The sequence below is a fragment of the Cloacibacillus sp. genome, assembly GCF_020860125.1.
In the GTDB taxonomy this organism is placed as follows: Bacteria; Synergistota; Synergistia; order Synergistales; family Synergistaceae; genus Cloacibacillus.
In genome coordinates this window covers 25120-44509 of sequence record NZ_JAJBUX010000071.1, presented here as the reverse complement: position 1 = coordinate 44509, position 19390 = coordinate 25120, and the positions used below count along the sequence as shown (strand labels likewise).

The following is a 19390-nucleotide window of genomic DNA, read 5'->3' as shown; positions in this document are numbered from 1 at the left end:
GAAGTATTATATTCATTTGAATAACGGGAATTATTTTTTCCGAGGGGCGGGCCGGCGGCTTTTATGGCCGCGCGGAGGAGTCCTGCTGGTCAATCAAAAACTTACCGGGAGGCGGTTGGGATGGAAGCAGTCAAGGCGCCGCGTGGAACAAGGGACATACTTGGCGACGAGTCTTGGAAGTGGGCCTATGTAACGCAGATGTGCCGCAATGTTGCGGATGATTATGGATATAGAGAGGTACATCTTCCCATCTTCGAGCATACGGAGCTTTTCTGCCGCGGAGTCGGCGAGACGACGGACGTCGTCGAGAAGGAGATGTACACCTTCACGGACAAGGGCGGCCGCAGCATTACTCTGCGCCCGGAGCTGACCGCTTCGATGGTGCGCTCTTATCTGGAGAATGAGATGAGTAAGGGCACGCAGCCCGCGAAGCTCTGGAGTATCGGGCCGATGTTCCGTTATGAGCGTCCGCAGAAGGGACGCTACCGCCAGTTCGTGCAGCTCGATATCGAGGCGCTCGGCGCGCAGGACGCCTTTGTGGATCTTGAGGTGATAGACCTTTCGATGGAGCTTTACCGCCGTCTCGGTCTCTCGAATTTACAGGTGGTGCTTAATTCGGTCGGCTGCCCCAAGTGCCGTCCGGTCTACCGCAAGGCTTTGCAGGAGTATCTGAGGCCGCGCTTCGACGAGCTCTGCGATTCCTGCAAGAGCCGCTTTGACCGTAATCCGCTGCGGATTCTGGACTGTAAGAGCCCGATATGCAAGGAGATCACGGAGGGCGCGCCCTCGGTGATGGATCACCTCTGCGATGAGTGCAAGGAGCACTTTGAGCAGCTGCAGCGCGGCCTGGATAAGATCGGCGCGGTGGTCAAGCACGACAAGCGCCTGGTGCGCGGCCTGGATTATTATACGAAGACGGCCTATGAGATTCTTTCCGGCGATCTCGGCTCGCAGAACGCGGTCTGCGGCGGCGGGCGTTATGACAATCTCTCCGAGGCGATCGGCGGTCCGCATGTGCCGGGCGTTGGCTTCGCCTCCGGCATCGAGCGCGTCATCCTTACGATGGAGGCGCAGGGCTGCTCTTTCGGCAGGAAGCCGGAGAATAAGGTCTATGTGGTGGCCGCCGAGCCCGACGCACGTCTTGACGCGATGAGCCTGATGCGCACGCTGCGCATGAACCGCATCTCCGCCGATATGGATTATATGGGCAGGGCGATGAAGGGGCAGATGAAGACGGCGGGCGCCTCCGCGGAGTACGCCTGTATCCTCGGCATGAGCGAGGTGGAGAGAGGCGTCGTCACTCTGAAGGATCTTAAAGAGGGCGTGCAGGAAGAGCTGACGGTGGAGCAGATCGTCAATAAGCTTAAATAATCATAGAGAATATTTTCAGATAAAGAGGGATGACCGATGGACCGACATTATGACGCCTCCTGGCAAAGAACCATGTATTGCGGGGCTCCGCGCCTTGAGGACGCAGGAAAAGAGACTGTACTTAACGGCTGGCTCAGGTGCCGCCGCGACCTTGGCGGGATAATTTTTATTGAGCTGTGGGACAAGACGGGTGTGACGCAGGTTGTTTTCAACCCCGAACTGAACGCCGAGGCGCACGAGCGCGCGGGCGCGCTGCGCAGCGAGTATGTGCTTGCCGTGAGGGGCAGGCTGCGCCGCCGTCCCGAGGGTACGGAGAACCCCGAGCTTGCTACGGGAGCCGTCGAGCTGTTGGTCGACGACTTTATCGTGCTCGCGCCGGCGAAGCTGATACCCTTCGAGCTGGATAACGCCGACAGCGTCAACGAGGATCTGCGCATGAAGTACCGCTACCTCGATCTGCGCCGCGAGTCGATGCAGGCGAATCTCAGGACGCGCCACGAAGTGACGCGTTATACGCGCAATTATTTCGGCGATAACGGTTTTATCGAGGTCGAGACGCCGATGCTTACGAAGTCTACGCCGGAGGGCGCGCGCGATTATCTTGTGCCGAGCTGCGTCAACCCAGGCAAGTTTTACGCGCTGCCGCAGTCGCCGCAGCTTTTCAAGCAGCTGCTGATGGTCAGCGGCTGTGACCGCTATATGCAGATCGTCAAGTGTTTCCGCGACGAGGACCTGCGCGCCGACCGGCAGCCGGAGTTCACGCAGATAGACCTTGAGATGAGCTTTATCACCGAAGAGGATATTATGACGCTCGTCGAGAATTATCTCGCGGGGCTTTTCAAGGAGATCAAGGGCGTGGAGGTAAAGACGCCTTTCCTGCGCATGACCTGGGACGAAGCGATGAACAAGTACGGCATCGACAAGCCCGATATGCGTATCCCGCTGGAGATGGTGCCGCTTGAGGAGGTCTTCGCCGGCGGCGAGAATCCCTTCGCGGCGCTGGTCACCGGCGGCGGCACGATCAAGGGGCTGCGCCTGCCCGGCGGCGCGGCGCTCTCGCGCAAGGAGCTCTCGGATCTCGAGGGACGCGCGAAGGCGCTGGGCGCGAAGGGTATGGCGAATTTCCAGGTCAAGGAGGGCGAGCTCAAGGGGCCGCTCGTGAAGTTCCTTGACGAGGGCCGTATCGCGAAGCTTAAGGAGCTTTCGGGGATCGAAAACGGCGACGCGCTCTTTATCATGGCCGACGAGAGCTGGCGCAGGGCCTGCGAGATTTTGGGGCAGATCCGCCTTGAGCTCGGACGCGAGCGCGGGCTGGTGGAGGAGGGCTTCCGCTTCCTTTGGGTGACGGAGTTCCCGCTCTTTGAATGGGACGATGAGACGGGTCGCTATACCGCCGTCCACCACCCCTTTACCGCGCCGATGAACGAGGATATGGAGTACCTGCTCAGCGAACCCGGCAAGGTGCGCTCCCGCGCCTATGACGTGGTCCTCAACGGAACGGAGCTGGGCGGCGGTTCGATAAGGATACATAACCCCGAGATGCAGCAGAAGGCCTTCCAGGCGCTGAACTTCACGCCGGAGGCGGCCAGGGAGCGTTTCGGCTTCCTGCTCGACGGCCTCAGCTACGGCACGCCGCCGCACGGCGGACTGGCCATCGGCCTTGACCGCCTCGTCATGCTGATGACGGGCAGCAAGTCGATCCGCGACGTTATGGCCTTCCCGAAGAATCAGAAGGCCCAGTGCCCGATGACGGAGGCTCCCTCCGAGGTCGAGGCGAAGCAGCTCGAAGAGCTTTCGATCAAGACGATCGAGCCGCTGGTTTAATAGCGATAGAAGATAAGACACAATCAAGCCGCCGCAGAGATGCGGCGGCTTGATTGTGTATAAGCGTTTTTTACCGTTACGGTTCTGAGGTTCCCGACCATTTTCGTGAGACCACGAAAATGGTCAAATGGGGCAGCGGCCCTAAAAAAAATAGCCTTTGCTCATGGTTACTTTGCGGTGGAGGCGGGAACATTTACAATAGAGAGATTCTTGCGCGTAATTCTCTCTTATCCCGCCCTTGTGCCGTCAGGCACCGGTTTTTCGGGCTGCGCGAGCACGGGTGTGATTTTGTCCGCATAGCCGATGTCAAAAAGCATCCCCTCGGAGAGCTCTCCCGCCATCTTTCTTGGCTCTAAATTGACGATGAAGAGGGCCTGTTTCCCCTCGACCTCTTTGGGATCTTCCCTCTCGCCCTTCATCCCCACCAGTATGGTCCTTGTAAAACCGCCAAAATCGACGCCGAGTTTTACAAGTTTTTTTGAATTTGCGACATCTTCGACAGTCCTTATCGTGCCGACGCGGATATCTATCTGATCGACAAGGTCCATCCCGATGTTAGCCTTTACCGGAGCCGTCATTTTATCATCTCCATATTGTGTTTTTTCATTGCTGTCTGACTGTTCAGGAGAATATCCCCGGACAGCTGCGTCTGCCGTCAAGCACGCGATGGATGAATACGGTGGCCTCTTCCACCTTGTATAAGATGAGGTATTTCCCAACCGGAACACAGCGAAAGCCCATAGCGGCGATTTTTTCATCCGGAATTCTGGCTCCACGGCAGGGAAACGCTGAAAGTTCGTTCGCGTGCTTGATGATAAGATGGTGCAGCTCTTTTGAGGCGTCCCTGCTTTCCGCGGCGATATAGATGATGATCTCCTCCAGGTCGGTGAGAGCCGCCTCAAGGAAGCGTACCTCGAAACTATTCATCAATCAGCTCTTTAAGCCGTGTGCTCACCTCGTCGACGGAATAGCTCCGGCAGCCTGCGAGCCGCTCCGCCTCACTGCGCAGCAGTTTTTCGCGCAGGTCAAGCATCATCTCGCGTCTGGTGTAGTGTTCAACGCTCATCACCACGAGGTCGCCTTCGCCGTTCTTTGTTAGAAAAACGGGGGAATCTTCTTTTTTGCATAGCTCGGCGATTTCGTTATATTCATTGCGCAGTGCGGTCGAAGGTTTTATAAACATGTTATATCATCTCCATATCGTAATTATATCATTATTATATACTGAAAAATATATCTGCGTGGCGAAGGCGGCAAAGTTCCGTAAAGGCCACAGGTCTGTAAAAAATCTTCTTCGGCAAATATACCATATTTATTTTTATTGAGATACATTATAATAGTTAAGCAGTAACGGATAAAAATAAATTTAGTGCATGGAGGTATAATTTATGCCGAAACTTCGTTATCTTGGACACAGCGCATTTTACATTGAGGGTACGGGGCTCAAGGGGCTCATCGACCCATTTCTTACAGGCAATCCCAAGGCGGCGGCTAAGGCGGCCGATTTCACCGATATCAACGCGATTTTCCTCACCCACACTCACGGCGACCATCTGGGCGACACCATCGAGATAGCCCTGCGCACGGGCGCGACCGTCTATACATGCAACGAAACGGCGGCCTGGCTCGCCTCTAAGGGTGTCAAGACCGAGGGGATGCATATCGGCGGACGCGCGCAGTTTCCCTTTGGCAAGGTGAAGCTCACCCCCGCCTGGCACGGCGATCCTATCATTGAGGACGGCGAGACGCGCTACGGCGGCGTCGCCTGCGGTTTCGTCATTGAGGTGGACGGCAAGAGGGTCTACCACGCGGGTGACACGGGGCTGACGATGGAGATGAAACTGCTTGAGGCGGAGAAGATCGACGTTGCCTGCCTGCCGATCGGCGGCTATTTCACGATGGATATTACTGACGCGGCGCGCGCCGCCGACTTTATTCATCCGATCAAGGCGATCCCGATGCACTATGACACCTTCCCGAAGATAAAGGCCGACCCTGAAGACTTTTCGATGGCCGTCGCCGAGGCCGACCTGCTGGGGACGGAGATCGTGATCCTGGCTCCCGGCCAGACGCTCGAGTTTTAGCCGCTGCCGGCAGATCTGACCTGTGAGATAAACGCGTCAGGTTTTGCCGCGGCGGATCGTTTGATTATAAGGAGGCATACCAATGAAAGATTTTTACGAACTGGCACAACGCCGTCAGAGCTGCCGCAATTTTAAGGATAAGGCGGTAGACGGCGAACTGTTGGTGCGCTGCGTGAAAGCGGCCTCGCTGGCTCCCTCGGCCTGCAACAGTCAGCCCTGGAAGTTTGTCATCGTCACAAACGACGAGAAAAGAGGCGCGCTCGCGAAGCTGGTGCAGGAGATCGGACTTAACAAATGGGCGGAGGCGGCTCCGGCATTTATCGTTGTCGCCGAGGAGGCGGCGCCCGTGCTGATGCCTTTAGTCGTTGAACATTACGACTCGAAGCGCTACTCCGAAGGAGACGTCGGCATGGCGACGGCCTATCTCATCCTTGAGGCGGCGGAGCAGGGGCTGGGCTGCTGCGTCATCGGCACCTTCAACGACGCCGAGGTGAAAGCCCTGCTGGGGCTGCCGGAGGGCGACACCGTGCGCGCGGTCGTGGCGGTCGGATATGCGGCGGACGAGAGCGTGCGCCAGAAGAAACGCAAAGATGTCAGCGAGATCGCGAAGATTATCGACTGACGGACTGCGCGGTTGGCATGTAAAAGTTTAAGAGGGGGATTTTTCCCTCTCTTTTTTTGTTCGCGCGCGGCGGGTGTAATATCGTTCAAGAAAGGCGGCGGCGTGTGTGGTAGTATGGCTGTGTCGGGGAGGGATGCCTATCATGACGGCCGAGGGAGAAGAGCGCCGAGTCTATTACGACGGCGATTTAGAGATCGAGACGTACAGGCTCAGCGGGATAGTGCAGAAGTTTCCGAATCACTTTCACGACTGCTATGTGATCGGGCTGATGATTGGCGGCGGACGCCACCTCTGGTGCCGCGGCGCCGAGTACGACCTGTCGGCGGGGGATATCGTCCTCTTTAATCCGCGCGACAACCATTGCTGCTCGCCGCTTGGCGGGGAAGCTCTTGATTACCGTGCCGTGAATATCGGGCCGCAGGTGCTTTCACGGCTGCTGCGAGAAACGGGGCTTGGCGCTGAGGAGCTCTGTTTCACGAAGAACGTGCTCTTTCAGAGCGACATCGCTCAGCCGCTGGCGGCTCTCTACGACGCCGTGGCGGCGCGCGCTCCGAAAATGGAGCGGGAGGAGGCGCTATTTTTTCTGCTTGAGCAGCTCATCGAGGAGTGCGCCGCGCCGCGAAGCGAACGCGGAGGCGGCGATGAGCGGATACGGCTGGCCTGTGGCTATCTGGAAGAGCATTTCGCGGAGAATGTCGCCCTCGGCGACCTCACGGCGCTGACCGGATATGGCAAGTCTTACCTTATACGCTCGTTTACTAAGGAGACGGGGCTCTCGCCATACCGCTATCTCCAGACCGTGCGGCTCGGCAGGGCTAAACGCTTTCTCGAAGGCGGAGTGCCGCCCGTCGAGGCCGCCGACCTGGCGGGTTTTGCCGATCAGAGCCATTTCACCAATTTTTTCAAGGAATTTACCGGTGTGACGCCAAAACAGTATCAGCGGATATTTTGTTCCGGCGCCGCGCCGTCAAAGGGAGATGCGTGACTCAACTATGGAAGGTCAGAATGAAAAATGCGTGATGGTGATAGACGAGGAGCTGCCTCTGGGGCTCATCGCGAACACCGCGGGGATCATCGGTATCACGCTGGGAAGACACCGGCCGGAGACCGTCGGCCCGGATGTGTTTGATAAGAGCGGCCGGGCGCACCTTGGCGTGATCAAGTTCCCCGTGCCGATACTGCGCGCCGGCAAGGAAAAACTGCGCGCCATAAGAGCCAAACTCTACGAACCGGAGTTTTCCGCGCTGCTGACGGTGGATTTCTCCGACGTCACTCAGAGCTGTAAAAATTACGAAGAATACATCGAGAAATCCGCCGCCGTGGAAGAGGACGAACTCCATTATTTCGGGATCGGGATATGCGGCGCGAAAAAACTCGTCAACAGACTGACCGGCGATCTGCCTTTGCTTAGGTAATATTCATACTGTAAAAATTCTGCCATCTTATTCGCCGCCGGCTCTTTCTAAATGTAATAATTAGTGTTACAATAATTACGAAACAATAATTATTACGATTTAGGGAGGAGCCAATGAGAAAGAACATATTTCAGCTTCTGGTATTCTCGTTGATATTGGTCGTCGGCGCGGCGGTTTTTACGCTGCGCGCGGCTGAATCCAGGGAAGATAATGGAAAGACTCATTCAAAGGAGGCGCGGATGACAGTGGTAAAAGATCCAACATATACGAAAAAAACTGGAGAAGAGGTTATCTACCTTGCTGGAGGCTGCTTCTGGGGGCTTGAGAAATACATGGAGGGCATACCGGGAGTGATTGACGCCGTATCCGGCTACGCGAACGGCCGGACGGACGACGAGGTAAATTACAGGCAGGTCTGTACTGGTACGACCGGTTATAAGGAGACGGTGCGTGTCGTCTACGACCCGAAGAGGGTGTCGCTTGAGACGCTGCTCTTCGCCTTCTTCAAGATAATCGATGCGGGCGTGGAAAACCGTCAGGGCAATGACGTAGGTACTCAGTATCAGACTGGCGTCTTCTTTGCGGACGACGCCTCGGAGGCCGTCGCCCGGCGTGTCGCCGATATCGAGAAAGGGCGCGCTGAGGGCGGTTTCTATGTGCTTATCGAGCCGCTGCGGATCTTTCATCGGGCGGAGGAGTACCATCAGGATTATCTTACGAAAAATCCCGGCGGGTACTGCCACATCTCGCGTGAGGAGATGGAAGAGGCGAAAGATATCAAAGTCGATGCCGCACCCTACCTTAAGCCGGCGGACGACGAGCTGAAAAACAGGCTGACGGAGAGGCAGTACGCGGTCACCCAGAAAAGCGCCACCGAACCGCCCTTCGACAACGAGTATTATAATAACGAAGAGCGCGGCATCTATGTCGATATCGTAACGGGAGAGCCGCTCTTCTCCTCAAAGGACAAGTACGGCAGCTCCTGCGGCTGGCCGGCCTTTACGAAGGGCATCGACGACGGCGCGATAATCTATAAAGAGGACGGCTCATTCGGCATGCGCCGTACCGAGGTGCGCAGCCGCGCGGGAGATTCACACCTCGGCCACGTCTTCACCGGTGACCGCGAGTCGCCGAACGGCACGCGCTACTGCATAAACAGCGCCGCCCTGCGTTTCATTCCCTACGAAGATATGGACAAAGAGGGATACGGCGAATTTAAAAAGTATGTGGAATAGGTAACAGCGGGGCCGGAGAGAATGCCGGCCCCGCCGTTTTTGTCCGTCCATGATACCTTACAGGCGGCTGTACGCTTATCAAAGCTGATCCGTCAGGTAGTGTTTATCATTTACATATCGGGCCTGTCCCTCATGGCCGATCACAGGCCGCTGAGCAGGATTGAGTGGAGGAACCGATGATGTTCACCGCCGCGTTTTATGTTGGCGCTACTCGGCTGATAGATACTTTTATTATTGAGGACTGGGTATCTCGTTTTACGCAGGCTGGAACATATGCAGTTTCGGCTGTTTGTTTCATGTACGCGTGTGCGGAGCAGGCAGTTGTAAATATTGATGGCTTTACGGTCGGCGGCTGTTGTTCAGCCACTGTCTGCACCTTTTTAATGTGAACTCTTAATTACAGTCTTTCCTTCGACAAAAATTCCTTATAGCGCATGAATTTTATCACCTCGTCGCGTTCGGCGGGGCTGAATGCCTGGAATAATTTAAGAAATATTTCGTCCTGTCTTGTTGCGGATGCCCTTTCAAGCTCTTCGGCGTTAGGTTTGACAGCGTCTTTTAATAAATAATCGGTTGATATGTGAAATATTTCAGAGAGGTAAATGACATTGTCAGCGGTAGGAGCGTTTTCATCATTTTCCCACGAAGAAATCGTAACCCGCGAAACACCGAGTAATTCTGCGAGTTTTTCCTGCGTCATTCCGTTATACCTGCGGACTTTCTTTATTCTGTCTCCTATTGTCAAACGTTTCTCACTCCCATGTAAGAAATACCTTACAAATTGGGGCTATTATTGTCTGTAATAAAATACCTTCAAATCCTCAGTCAATGTAGTAAGTTATTGACAAAATATAAAATTTGCCTGATAATACGGGGCAACGTATAATAAGGAATACATTGGGAATATTGCTGAAATATTTAGTAGATTTTTTATAAAGGGAGCGGGTTTTGTTGGACAAGGAAACACATCCTGTCATGCGTAATGATTTTGACGGCTGGCGAGATGATTCTGAGATAGATTTGGTCGATATCATCGATTCTTTGTGGAAGCATAAAAAGCTGATCGTAGCCTTTATCGCGGTCTGTCTTGTCTGTGCTTCCGCTTACCTGACGGTGACGCCGCGATCCTATGAAAGCCGCGCGACGCTGCTCTTTCTGCCTCCCATACCCTCCGAGATAGATACGGAGGGCCGCGGCGGCGTCATGCTCACCCCTGATACCTATATTACGCTCGCGACGGCGGAGGATCTGCTGAACGACGTGATAAACCGAGCTTACGCCGACGAAAAGACGGAAGACCGGCCGACGACGGACGACATGCGCCGCAAAATGAAGGTCCAGCTGGCTAAATCCGCGGAATCCGCCAAAGAGATACCCAATCAGATGACCATGACCGTATCCTTCAAAGATAAAGACCCCAAAAGGGCGATGGACGCGCTGAACATCTGGAGCTCGCTATTCATTAAACGCAACGCCCAGCACTTTGTCGACCGCGCCGGTTCCTCTTTTGAATTCATCGGCGAGTCGGTAAAGACTGTCAAAGCTGATCTGGAAAAGACCGAAGACAAACTACTCGCCGCCCAGAGGGCCGACTCCATCCCCATGCTCAAGGCGCAGCTGCAGACGACGGAAACGCTCTATTCCGAATTCCTCTCCGAATATAACAAAGACGTAGTCGCGCTGCCGCCGCTTATGGCAAAGGCAAAGGCCGCGGAGAAGCTGCTCTCTTTGGAGAGAGAAACGAAATCTTTGTCCAAAGGGATGAGCAAGGAGGCGCTCTGGAATTTTCTCTCCAAGAGCCTCAGCGATTCCGAACTTAAGAGTCTGCGGGAGCTGAACATAGAGGAAGAGCTGCTGAATAATCAGTATTCATATCTTAAGAAGGTTTTAGCGGATACCCAGTTGGAAATATCATCGCTTAACGCCTCAATAAAAGACCTGAAAGCAAAGACGTCCAGCCTAAAAAAAGAACACGCGGCGATGTATGCGAAGTTACTTGGTATGGAGACAGAGGTCGCGCGTCTGGAGCGTGAAAAGACTACCTTGCAGGAGTCGTATGTGGACCTCTCCAAGAAATACCAGCTCTCGCGTATCACCACCGTCGAGGCGACCGACCCGATCAAAATCGTGGAGAAGCCGATCCAGTCCCGTAAACCGGTATCGCGCGGCGGATTGAAGATACTTTGCCTGGCCGGACTGCTGGGCCTCTTTATGGGCATCACGGCATCTCTGCTTATGGAGATGATTTCCAGGAAACGGGAACAGGAGGCTTAGCTTTTACCGCCGCCGTCACAGTTTTACTTCTTTTCTGTCGTGCCTTGCCTATAAGTATAGGCAAAATCGCTTAAATCGGCGGCAGATCTCTTGGGTATCGTAAACTCTATCCCAGGCCTCTTGTCGCTGTCTCTGTCTTATGCTAAGATTCACCTGTGGCTGAATTTTAAATAAAAATCGTTCTGAATTGACGATGATTCGTTCGGAGTCGGAAGGCGTAACATAAAAAGAGATGGGGTCCCCAGCGGTCGCCATTGTCTCCTTTCGTCCGGCGGGCGGAGGGTTTTTTTATTCTGAGGGGTGTGGAAGATGATAAAGATCGCGATTTACGGCAAGGGCGGCATCGGGAAGTCGACGACGGCTTCGAATATAGCGGCGGCTTTTGCGCAGTCCGGTATGCGCGTGATGCAGATTGGCTGTGATCCGAAGGCCGATTCGACGGTGAATCTGCGCGGCGGCAGGGCGGTGTCTACGGTGCTTGAGCTGATCAAGAAAAAAGGGGTCGCCCTCACGCTGGAAGAGATGGTGACTCCGGGTTTCGCGGGCGTACTCTGTGCCGAGGCTGGCGGCCCCGCGCCAGGGCTGGGCTGCGCCGGGCGCGGCATCATCGCCGCGATGGAAAAGCTGAAGGAAAAGCGCGCCTTTGAGATCTATCAGCCGGACGCGGTGATTTACGACGTTCTCGGCGACGTGGTTTGCGGCGGTTTCGCGATGCCGATCCGCGAGGGCTACGCGGAAAAGGTATTCGTCGTCACCTCCGGCGAGAATATGGCGATCCACGCGGCGGCCAACATCGCCGCGGCGGTGGCGAACTTCCGCTCACGCGGCTACGCGACTCTTGGCGGCGTGATCCTCAACCGCCGTAATGTGCCGCGCGAAGAGGAGAAGGTGGCGGAGCTCGCCGCCGACGTCGAGTCGCGGGTGGTTGGCGCGCTCAGCTTCAGCCCCGTCGTCCAGCAGGCGGAGGAACGCTGTCAGACGGTGCTGGAGGCCTTTCCGGACAGTCCGATGGCGGAAGAGTACCGAGAGCTTGCGCGGCGTGTTTTCGCCGCCTGCGGCGAGTAAAGATGATAGACCTTCACAATACCGACTGGAGCGGGGCCTCTGTAAAGATAAAAGACACGGCCTCCCTTACTCCCTATGAGTATGGCGTCGAATACGGCTCGCCGGCGCGCGGCCTGTGGAACATCGTTCACACGGGAATGCTGTTGCCGGAGAGCCACCAGATATTCGTCTGCGCTCAGGGCTGCCTGCGCGGCGTAGTGCTGACGGCGGCGGAAATGGGGGCGCAGGACCGCTTTTCGACGATCGCCGTCTGCGAGAACAACGTCCTTGACGGCGATATGGAGGCCCTGATCATCGACGGGGTGACCGACGTGCTCCGCAAACTGCCGAAGCTGCCGAAGGCGGTGCTTGTCTTTACGAGCTGTGTGCACCACTTTATGGGCTGTGACCTCGATTATGTCTATGCGAAGCTGCGCGAGCGTTTTCCGCAGCTCTTTTTCACCGACTGCTATATGTACCCGATAATGCGTAAGACGAAGACGCCTCCGGACCCGATGGTGCGCATGCGTCTTTACAGTTTTCTCACGCGGCAGAATATCCGCGACGAGAAGTGTGTCAACATAATCGGCAACAACTACCCGACGGAAGATTCCGCGGATTTCGTGCGCATGCTGCGCGGCGCGGGCTTCGAGCTGCGTGATATCACACGCTGCCGCTCATTCCGCGAATATCAGAGGATGGCGCACAGCCGGCTTAATATCGCCTACATGCCGCCAGCGATCCCCGCGGTGCGCGACCTGAAAGAACGGGCGGCGATGGATTACCTATATCTGCCGCTGAGTTACGATTATAAAGAGATCAGGGAGAACCTTGAAAAGCTGGCCGGCTATCTTGACATCCCGATGATAGATACGGCGCTGCTTGAGGCGGAGGCGGAATGCGCGGTATCGACCGCCGCGAGGCTTCTTGGGGAGACGCCGGTGACGATAGACTATACGGCGACGCCGCGCCCCCTGGGGCTCGCGGAGCTGCTGCTGGAACACGGCGTCAGAGTGCGCACCGTCTATGCCGACGTCTTTATACCGGAAGAGCGTCCGGTCTTTGAACGTCTGAGGGAGCGGTATCCCGAGCTTGAGCTCTGCGCGACGGTGCATCCGAAGATGGTGCTGCGCGCCGGCGGCGCGCGCGCTGCCGCAGCGGAGGCCGGCGATGGTAAGGAAAAGGTCGTCGCCATCGGCCAGAAGGCGGCCTATTTCTGCGATACCCCCTATTTTGTCAATATGCTCGAGGGCGGCGGCTTTTGGGGGTTCGACGGGATCGTCCATCTCGCGGAGGCTATCTGCGACGCAGTGATCAATGAAAAGGATACTAAAAAGATAATTCAGATAAAGGGATGGGGGTGCTGCTGTTGAGACAGACCTGCGCGATCCTCTCCACCTATACCGCCGACGTCTCGGGCGTTTGTTCGGCGCTCTATGAGATGGGCGGCATGACGGTGATGCACGACGCCTCCGGCTGCAATTCGACCTATAACACGCACGACGAGCCGCGCTGGTATGATATCCCTTCGCTGGTATTCATCTCGGCGCTCGCCGAGGTTGAGGCGCTGATGGGCGACGAGGAAAAGTTGATCGGCGACGTCTGCCGCGCCGCGGAAGAGCTGCGGCCGCGCTTCATCGCGCTTGCGGGAACGCCTATACCGATGATGATGGGCACCGATTTCAAGGGAATCGCCCACGTTATCGAGGAACGCACCGGCATTCCGACCTTTGGCTTCGCCACCAATGGAATGAACTCATATAATGTCGGCGCGGGGATGGCCCTCGCCGCCGTCGCGCGCCGCTTTTGCAATCCTGGGCTGACGCCGCCGCCGCTGGCGGAGGGAGAACGTCCCTCGGTCAATCTGCTCGGCGTGACGCCGCTCGACTTTTCCGTGCGCGCCGCCCCCAGTTCCGGCGAAGCCGGGACATTAAAAATTTCCCAAGGAGACAGGCCAACTGATGCGTCTGCCGCGTTCGGCAATGTCGAGGCGATGAAAATGGTATTTGAGGATGCCGGTTTTCACGTCAACAGCTGCTGGGCGATGGGCAGTCCGTGGGAGGAACTTATGAACGCGGGCCGCGCCCACGTCAACGTCGTCGTCTCTTCCTGCGGCGCGCCTTTGGCCGAGGCGCTGCGCGAGATATATGGCACCCCCTCGGTCACCGGCCTGCCGGTAGGCGATTCGGTGACGCGCGAGCTCTTTTCGCTCACAGAGGAGGCTGCGCAAAGGAGCGGCGGGTTATCGCTGCCGCTGCCGATAACGGAGCCGGGCGGCAAGGTCTTCGTGATCGGGGAGCCGGTACAGAGCGCCTCTATCGCCCGCGCGCTGGAGCGCGACTATGCGATGCGCAACGTCCGTATGCTCGCGCCGCTTGACTCCCCTGACGAGGACGAGGTCTTTCGCGCGCTGCGTGAGGCGCGCCTCGTGATCGTCGATCCGCTCTATAAACCGGCGCTACCGAAGCACTACTGCCGTTTCATCGCGCTGCCGCACGAGGGCTATTCGGGGCGCATATTCAGAGATAAGATCCCGCTCATAATGGGCGGAGAGTTTAACAGATGGATAGAGAGGGAGCTTGCGTTATGAAAATCTTTGCCGCGCTGCTGATGGGCGTGATGATATTGGCGAACTGCGCCGGCGCGGAGGCCGCGCGCGTGATAACGGATGAAAACGGCGACAGGGTCGCGCTGCCGGAGAAGATCGAGCGTATCGCGGTGGTCGGCATACTGCCATTCCCATCGGTGGTGACGGTCTTTCTCGGTTCGGCGGAGAAACTGGTGGGCATTCCCCCCGCGTCGATGGGCGCTGCGAAGGCCGGCCTGCTCGGCGAGCTCTTTCCCGAAATATTGAAGGCGCGCACGGAATACACCGCGGGGCTCGACCTCAACATCGAGGAGCTGATGAAGCTGCGTCCCGACCTCATATTTTACCTCGCTGGCAGCAAAGAGATGGGAAAGATGATAAAGAACGCCGGAATACCGGCGGTGGCGATCTCGCCGACGAAGTGGAATTACGACGTTCTGCGGACCTATGACGAATGGATAAAGACGCTGAGCCAGATATTCCCGGAAAGCGCGAAGAGCAAAGAGGTCTCCGCCTACAGTAAAAAGGTCTACGCCGACATTCAAAAGAAAGTTGAAAAAATAAAGCCGGAGGAGCGTAAAAAGGTGCTCTTCCTCTTCCAGTACGACGACAAGCGTATGGTGACGTCGGGCCGGAGCTTTTTCGGCCAGTACTGGTGCGAAGCGGTGGGGGCGAAGAACGCCGCGGAGGAGGTGCCCGCAGACAACTCCAACGCCATGATCACGATGGAGCAGGTCTACAAATGGAACCCTGACGTTATCTTCATCACCAACTTTACCCCAGCGCTGCCGGACGACCTCTATAAGAACAGGATCGGCGGCCACAACTGGGACAACGTGAAGGCGGTGAAGGAGCGCGCCGTCTACAAGATGCCGTTGGGGACGTACCGGAGCTACACTCCCGGCGCCGACACCCCCGTGACGCTGATGTGGATGGCGCAGAAGGTCTATCCGGCACTCTTCAAGAATATCGACATGAAAAAAGAGGTCCGCGACTACTATAAGAGGCTCTACGGCATTACGCTCAGCGAAACGCAGATAAAACAGATGTACAACCAGGGACGCGCTTCCGCCGCCGGTTTCACGAAGTAGCCGATGAAGGGAAGAACGGCGCTTATCGCATTTACGGCGGCACTTCTCGTCGCCGCCCCGCTGGCAGCGGTCACCGTCGGGAGATTTCCCCTCTCTATCGGAGAGACCCTTTCCGTGCTCTGTCCCTGGCTGGGCTGCGGAGAGCCGCCGCAAATGGTGCGCGATGTGATAATCAATATCCGCCTGCCGCGCATACTGCTCGCCATGCTCGCCGGCGCGGGGCTCGGCGTCGCGGGCGGCGCCTTTCAGGCGCTCTTTTCCAATCCGCTGGCGACGCCCGATACGCTGGGCGTCGCGACTGGCGCCTCTTTCGGCGCGGTTTTGGGTATATTGATGGGGCTGCCCTCGTTCCTCGTGCAGCTTTTTGCGCTTGCCGCGGGAATCGCCGCTGTGGCTCTCGTCGTCTTTGTGAGCCGCGTGCGCGGCTCCTCCTCGGTGATCATGATGATATTGGCGGGCATGGTCGTCAGCGCGCTCTTCTCCGCGCTCGTATCGCTTGTGAAGTACGCCGCCGACCCGCAGGATGTGCTGCCGTCGATAACCTTCTGGCTGATGGGCAGCCTGTCGGGAACGACGCGCGCGAGCCTCGCGATGGGCGCGCCGCTGATCGCCGCCGGAATGGCGGTGATCTGGCTCTTCCGCTGGAAGCTCAACGCGATGACGCTCAGCGAGGATGAGGCGACATCACTGGGGATAAACGTAAAGCGTGTCAGGCTGCTTGTGATAACGGGCGCGGCGATGATCACGGCCTCCGTCGTCTCGATGTGCGGCCTAATCGGCTGGGTGGGGCTGCTCATCCCGCACGCGGCGCGCATGATCTTCGGAAACGACAACCGCTGCGTCATCCCCGCTAGCATGGCGCTGGGGGCGCTCTTTATGCTTGCGATAGACACCGCGGCGCGCAGCCTTACCGCCTCCGAGATACCGGCTTCGATATTGACGGCCGTCATCGGCGCGCCGTTCTTTATCGTCCTGCTGCGAAAGACGGGGGGAATAAGGGCATGAAGAGGGACGGCGCCTCCGAATGCTTGCGCGGCGGGGAGGTTTTGGATATCGGCAGCAAACGCGGAGGAAATTCCGCGCAGGCGGCCAACAGCACCGCGCAGTTTGAGGTGCGCGGCGGCTGTTTCAGCTACTCCGAGGGAGAGGAAAACCTCTGCGACATAAATTTCAGCGTCAGTGAGCCGGACATCCTCTGTATCCTCGGAGCCAACGGCGCGGGAAAGACTACGCTCATGAAGTGCATGCTGGGACTGCGTCCGTGGAGCGCGGGGGCTTCGTATCTCGACGGCGTCGATATAAAAAAGCTGCGGCCGAAGGAGTTCTGGCGCCGTGTCGGATATGTGCCGCAGGCGAAGCTATCCTCCTTTGTCTACACCGTGCGCGAGATGGTGCTGCTGGGGCGCAGCGCGCACATGAACGAGCTTTCGATGCCGAAGGAGCGCGACGAGCGCGCCGCGGACGAGGCGCTTGCGCTGGTGGGCATCGCGCACCTGCGGGATAAGCTGTGCAGCAAAATAAGCGGCGGCGAATATCAGATGGCGCTCATCGCGCGCGCCCTTGCCGCGGAGCCCTCGCTTCTGGTGCTAGACGAGCCGGAGTCGAATCTGGACTTTAAGAACCAGCGGCGGGTGCTTTCGACGATCTCGACGCTCTGCAAAGAGCGCGGTATCGCGGCGGTGATAAACACCCACTACCCGGAACACGCGATGGATATATCGCAGCGCGCGCTGCTGCTGATGCCGGACAAAAGCGCGGTCTTCGGCGGCACGGTAAACGTGCTAACGGAGGAAAACCTCAGGCGCGCCTTTGAGATACCGGTACACATACACCGCTTCAAGGTGGGGAAGCGCGATTACGCGAGCATCCTGCCCCTGGGCGAGAGTGAGATAAAACAGACGGAGAGGCTGATAGAGATGGAGACGAGAATAGCGCAGATCGGAATAATCGTGGAGGACCCCGCGGCGGCGGAAAACATCAACCGGCTGCTGCACGAATACAGCGACTGTATCATCGGCCGCATGGGAATGCCGTACAGGGAACGCAACATATCGATCATCAGCGTGATAATCGACGCGCCGAACGAAAAAATAAGCGCCCTCTCGGGAAAACTCGGCATGTTCCCCGGAGTGAGCGCGAAGACGGTATATTCAAAAATCTAGGAAAATCATCGGCCAATAATGTTTATCCTGCCGTCCGTCGTTGGATCGGCCTGCCGCCGCAGCACTTTATCCAGGTAATCGTCGAAGCAGGCGAGCGCCGGTTTCCCGATAGGGGCGGACGAGAGCGCGTCCCAGTATTTCGCGGTATAGTCGAGAGTCGTGACGGAATATATTTTGCCGTCCTCAAGCGGCACCCAGCCCCGCGAGGAATCTACCATGATGTTTTTTACGCGGCGGCCGTCAGCGATCATACGGCGGCTCTCCACGACGGCGGCCGGTTTGCCGAGGTCGATGTCGAAGCGCAGCCCCGCGACCTGTAAGAACTCTCCCGCCGACATGCGGCGCGCCGGGTCATAATCGTCGTTCTTTCCCTTGAGCGCGGAGGCTGCCGCCTCCAGCTGCCTTCTGATCTCCGCGCCGCTCGCGAGCAGCCGCACCGGAACGCTGTCAAATGGCATCAGATCAAGCATGTCGCCCGCCGTGAACGGCCCCGGAGGTACTATGCGGCCGATGCGCAGCGCGCCGCCATTTATCAGGCCGATGCGCGCCTGTCCGTTCCAGCGCAGAGCCTCGGCGGCGAGATCGCCGAGCGCGTTTTCTCTTCCGCGCATCGACTCCTTGCGCCCGTCGACGCTTTTAGCCAGGACCATCGTTGGGTTGGCGATATTGAGTGTCGCCGCGAGCTTTTTCTGTGCCTCGAGGCCGAGCGCCTCGCTCTTTTCCTCCGCCGCCGTGCCGGGCAGCACCGGCATCAGCCGCCATGACGACTTTTCGGCGACGAGCGCCCCGTCATCCACGGTAACGTCAAACCTGCCCGCATAGCGTCCGTCGAGCCCGGCCTGTCCGATAAGCGTCTGCGAGCCCTGAGGGTTCGTCACTAAAAGCCTCTCCTTTATGGCGTCGTGCGAATGGCCGCCGACGATCACGTCGATCCCAGGCACCGAGGCCGCTAGCCTTTTGTCCAAGTCAAGGCCGATGTGATTCAGCGCCACCACCGCGTCGACGCCCTGTGCGCGGAGTTCGCGCACGCACTCCGCCGCTTTTTTGAAGATATCCTTTTCGATATCGAAGCCGCTGGGATCGGAGATGATCGCCTTGAGGTCCGGCGTTACGAGGCCGAATACCCCGACGCTCACGCCGCCCTTTTTGATGATCTTTATCTTTGGATAATAGCTGTCAATCTCTGGCTCGTTAAAGATGATATTCGAGGCGAGGACGGGAATTTTGAGCTCCGGTCCTAACTTCGCCAGCGTCCGGACGCCGCCGTCGAAGTCGTGGTTGCCGAGTACCCCCGCGTCGAATCCTAGCGCCGCCAGCGAGCCATATTCGGCATGGTCGTTTTGCAGGCTGCCCTTTCTCCCGAGCATGATGTCGCCGCCCTCAAAGAGAAATATTGGGGATTGGGAGGTCTCTTTGAGAGCCGCTCTTTCATCGTCCACGAGCCGCAGCGCGCGGGAGAGGCCGCCGACGGCCTCCGCCTTGACGGCTCCCGCGGGCAGCCCCGCCTCCGCCGCCTCATAATAGGGCAGGATATAGCTGTGGGGGTCGTTTATCATCAGGATGTGGAAGCTCTTTTCCTCCGCCGCAGCAGACAGGGCGACCGTGAGCAGGAGCAATAGGGCAAGCAAAGATTTCTTCAATCGTTTATAATCCATCGTATCTCCTCCAAATTTTCTCCCGC

Annotated in this window: 20 protein-coding genes; 15 read left to right on the top strand and 5 right to left on the bottom strand. The window is 57.4% G+C overall.

Annotation, left to right across the window (positions count from 1 at the left end):
• The first annotated feature begins 120 nt into the window (after positions 1-120).
• Together hisS and aspS are read left to right on the top strand one after the other, a co-directional pair.
• On the top strand, positions 121-1371 hold the full coding sequence (gene hisS / locus LIO98_RS09265) for a histidine--tRNA ligase (protein ID WP_291955920.1): 1251 nt from the start codon (positions 121-123) through the stop codon (positions 1369-1371).
• A gap of 36 nt (positions 1372-1407) precedes the next feature.
• Entirely contained in the window at positions 1408-3195 is a 1788-nt protein-coding gene (gene aspS, locus LIO98_RS09260; RefSeq protein WP_291955917.1) for an aspartate--tRNA ligase, read from the top strand.
• Positions 3196-3422: 227 nt separating this feature from the next.
• Here the strand turns inward: aspS and LIO98_RS09255 are convergent, their stop codons facing one another.
• The 3 genes from LIO98_RS09255 to LIO98_RS09245 are packed head-to-tail and all read right to left on the bottom strand — an operon-like array spanning position 3423 to position 4378.
• On the bottom strand, positions 3423-3773 hold the full coding sequence (locus LIO98_RS09255) for a tRNA-binding protein (RefSeq protein WP_291955915.1): 351 nt from the start codon (positions 3771-3773) through the stop codon (positions 3423-3425).
• Between the two features lie 43 nt (positions 3774-3816).
• Positions 3817-4122, bottom strand: coding sequence for a type II toxin-antitoxin system RelE/ParE family toxin (locus tag LIO98_RS09250; RefSeq protein ID WP_291955913.1), 306 nt, complete (start codon positions 4120-4122; stop codon positions 3817-3819).
• Positions 4115-4378: a type II toxin-antitoxin system prevent-host-death family antitoxin gene (locus LIO98_RS09245; RefSeq protein ID WP_291955911.1), complete on the bottom strand. Its 264-nt coding sequence runs from the start codon at positions 4376-4378 to the stop codon at positions 4115-4117. Before LIO98_RS09245 ends, LIO98_RS09250 begins: the two co-directional genes overlap by 8 nt.
• A 205-nt stretch (positions 4379-4583) precedes the next feature.
• On the opposite strand from LIO98_RS09245, the gene LIO98_RS09240 reads away from it, so the two are divergent.
• From LIO98_RS09240 to LIO98_RS09215, 6 genes are all read left to right on the top strand, one after another.
• On the top strand, positions 4584-5279 hold the full coding sequence (locus LIO98_RS09240; RefSeq protein WP_291955909.1) for a metal-dependent hydrolase: 696 nt from the start codon (positions 4584-4586) through the stop codon (positions 5277-5279).
• An 82-nt stretch (positions 5280-5361) separates the two neighbouring features.
• Positions 5362-5901, top strand: a complete 540-nt coding sequence (locus LIO98_RS09235) for a nitroreductase family protein (RefSeq protein ID WP_291955906.1) — start codon at positions 5362-5364, stop codon at positions 5899-5901.
• A gap of 142 nt (positions 5902-6043) precedes the next feature.
• Positions 6044-6886 (top strand): AraC family transcriptional regulator, encoded by an 843-nt coding sequence (locus LIO98_RS09230; RefSeq protein WP_291955905.1) that lies wholly within the window; start codon positions 6044-6046, stop codon positions 6884-6886.
• A 7-nt stretch (positions 6887-6893) separates the two neighbouring features.
• Positions 6894-7316 (top strand): DUF2000 domain-containing protein, encoded by a 423-nt coding sequence (locus LIO98_RS09225; protein ID WP_291955902.1) that lies wholly within the window; start codon positions 6894-6896, stop codon positions 7314-7316.
• A gap of 113 nt (positions 7317-7429) precedes the next feature.
• A complete protein-coding gene (msrB, locus tag LIO98_RS09220) occupies positions 7430-8551 on the top strand; it encodes a peptide-methionine (R)-S-oxide reductase MsrB (protein WP_291955899.1) in 1122 nt (373 codons plus the stop codon).
• A 179-nt stretch (positions 8552-8730) separates the two neighbouring features.
• Complete coding sequence (locus tag LIO98_RS09215) at positions 8731-8940, top strand: hypothetical protein (RefSeq protein ID WP_291955897.1); 210 nt, start codon at positions 8731-8733, stop codon at positions 8938-8940.
• 8 nt (positions 8941-8948) lie between these two features.
• On the opposite strand, the gene LIO98_RS09210 is transcribed toward LIO98_RS09215, so the two are convergent.
• Positions 8949-9296, bottom strand: coding sequence for a helix-turn-helix domain-containing protein (locus LIO98_RS09210; RefSeq protein WP_291955894.1), 348 nt, complete (start codon positions 9294-9296; stop codon positions 8949-8951).
• Between the two features lie 206 nt (positions 9297-9502).
• On the opposite strand from LIO98_RS09210, the gene LIO98_RS09205 reads away from it, so the two are divergent.
• The 7 genes from LIO98_RS09205 (at position 9503) to LIO98_RS09175 (ending at position 17709) form a co-directional block, all read left to right on the top strand.
• On the top strand, positions 9503-10825 hold the full coding sequence (locus tag LIO98_RS09205; protein ID WP_291955891.1) for a Wzz/FepE/Etk N-terminal domain-containing protein: 1323 nt from the start codon (positions 9503-9505) through the stop codon (positions 10823-10825).
• Positions 10826-11134: 309 nt separating this feature from the next.
• Positions 11135-11890, top strand: coding sequence for a nitrogenase iron protein NifH (locus tag LIO98_RS09200; RefSeq protein WP_291955889.1), 756 nt, complete (start codon positions 11135-11137; stop codon positions 11888-11890).
• Positions 11891-11892: 2 nt separating this feature from the next.
• The gene (locus LIO98_RS09195) at positions 11893-13242 is read left to right on the top strand and encodes a nitrogenase component 1 (protein ID WP_291955886.1); all 1350 of its coding nucleotides are present in this window, start codon (positions 11893-11895) and stop codon (positions 13240-13242) included.
• Complete coding sequence (locus LIO98_RS09190; protein WP_291955883.1) at positions 13239-14459, top strand: nitrogenase component 1; 1221 nt, start codon at positions 13239-13241, stop codon at positions 14457-14459. The genes LIO98_RS09195 and LIO98_RS09190 overlap by 4 nt, the downstream gene beginning before the upstream one ends.
• Positions 14456-15547 carry an ABC transporter substrate-binding protein gene (locus LIO98_RS09185; RefSeq protein ID WP_291955880.1) on the top strand — a complete coding sequence of 364 codons (1092 nt, stop codon included), beginning with the start codon at positions 14456-14458 and terminating at the stop codon, positions 15545-15547. The genes LIO98_RS09190 and LIO98_RS09185 overlap by 4 nt, the downstream gene beginning before the upstream one ends.
• 3 nt (positions 15548-15550) lie before the next feature.
• Positions 15551-16552 (top strand): iron ABC transporter permease, encoded by a 1002-nt coding sequence (locus LIO98_RS09180; RefSeq protein ID WP_291955877.1) that lies wholly within the window; start codon positions 15551-15553, stop codon positions 16550-16552.
• A complete protein-coding gene (locus LIO98_RS09175; protein ID WP_291955874.1) occupies positions 16549-17709 on the top strand; it encodes a TM1266 family iron-only hydrogenase system putative regulator in 1161 nt (386 codons plus the stop codon). The genes LIO98_RS09180 and LIO98_RS09175 overlap by 4 nt, the downstream gene beginning before the upstream one ends.
• Before the next feature lie 5 nt (positions 17710-17714).
• On the opposite strand, the gene LIO98_RS09170 is transcribed toward LIO98_RS09175, so the two are convergent.
• Positions 17715-19364: a bifunctional UDP-sugar hydrolase/5'-nucleotidase gene (locus tag LIO98_RS09170; RefSeq protein ID WP_291955871.1), complete on the bottom strand. Its 1650-nt coding sequence runs from the start codon at positions 19362-19364 to the stop codon at positions 17715-17717.
• Between the last annotated feature and the right edge of the window lie 26 nt (positions 19365-19390).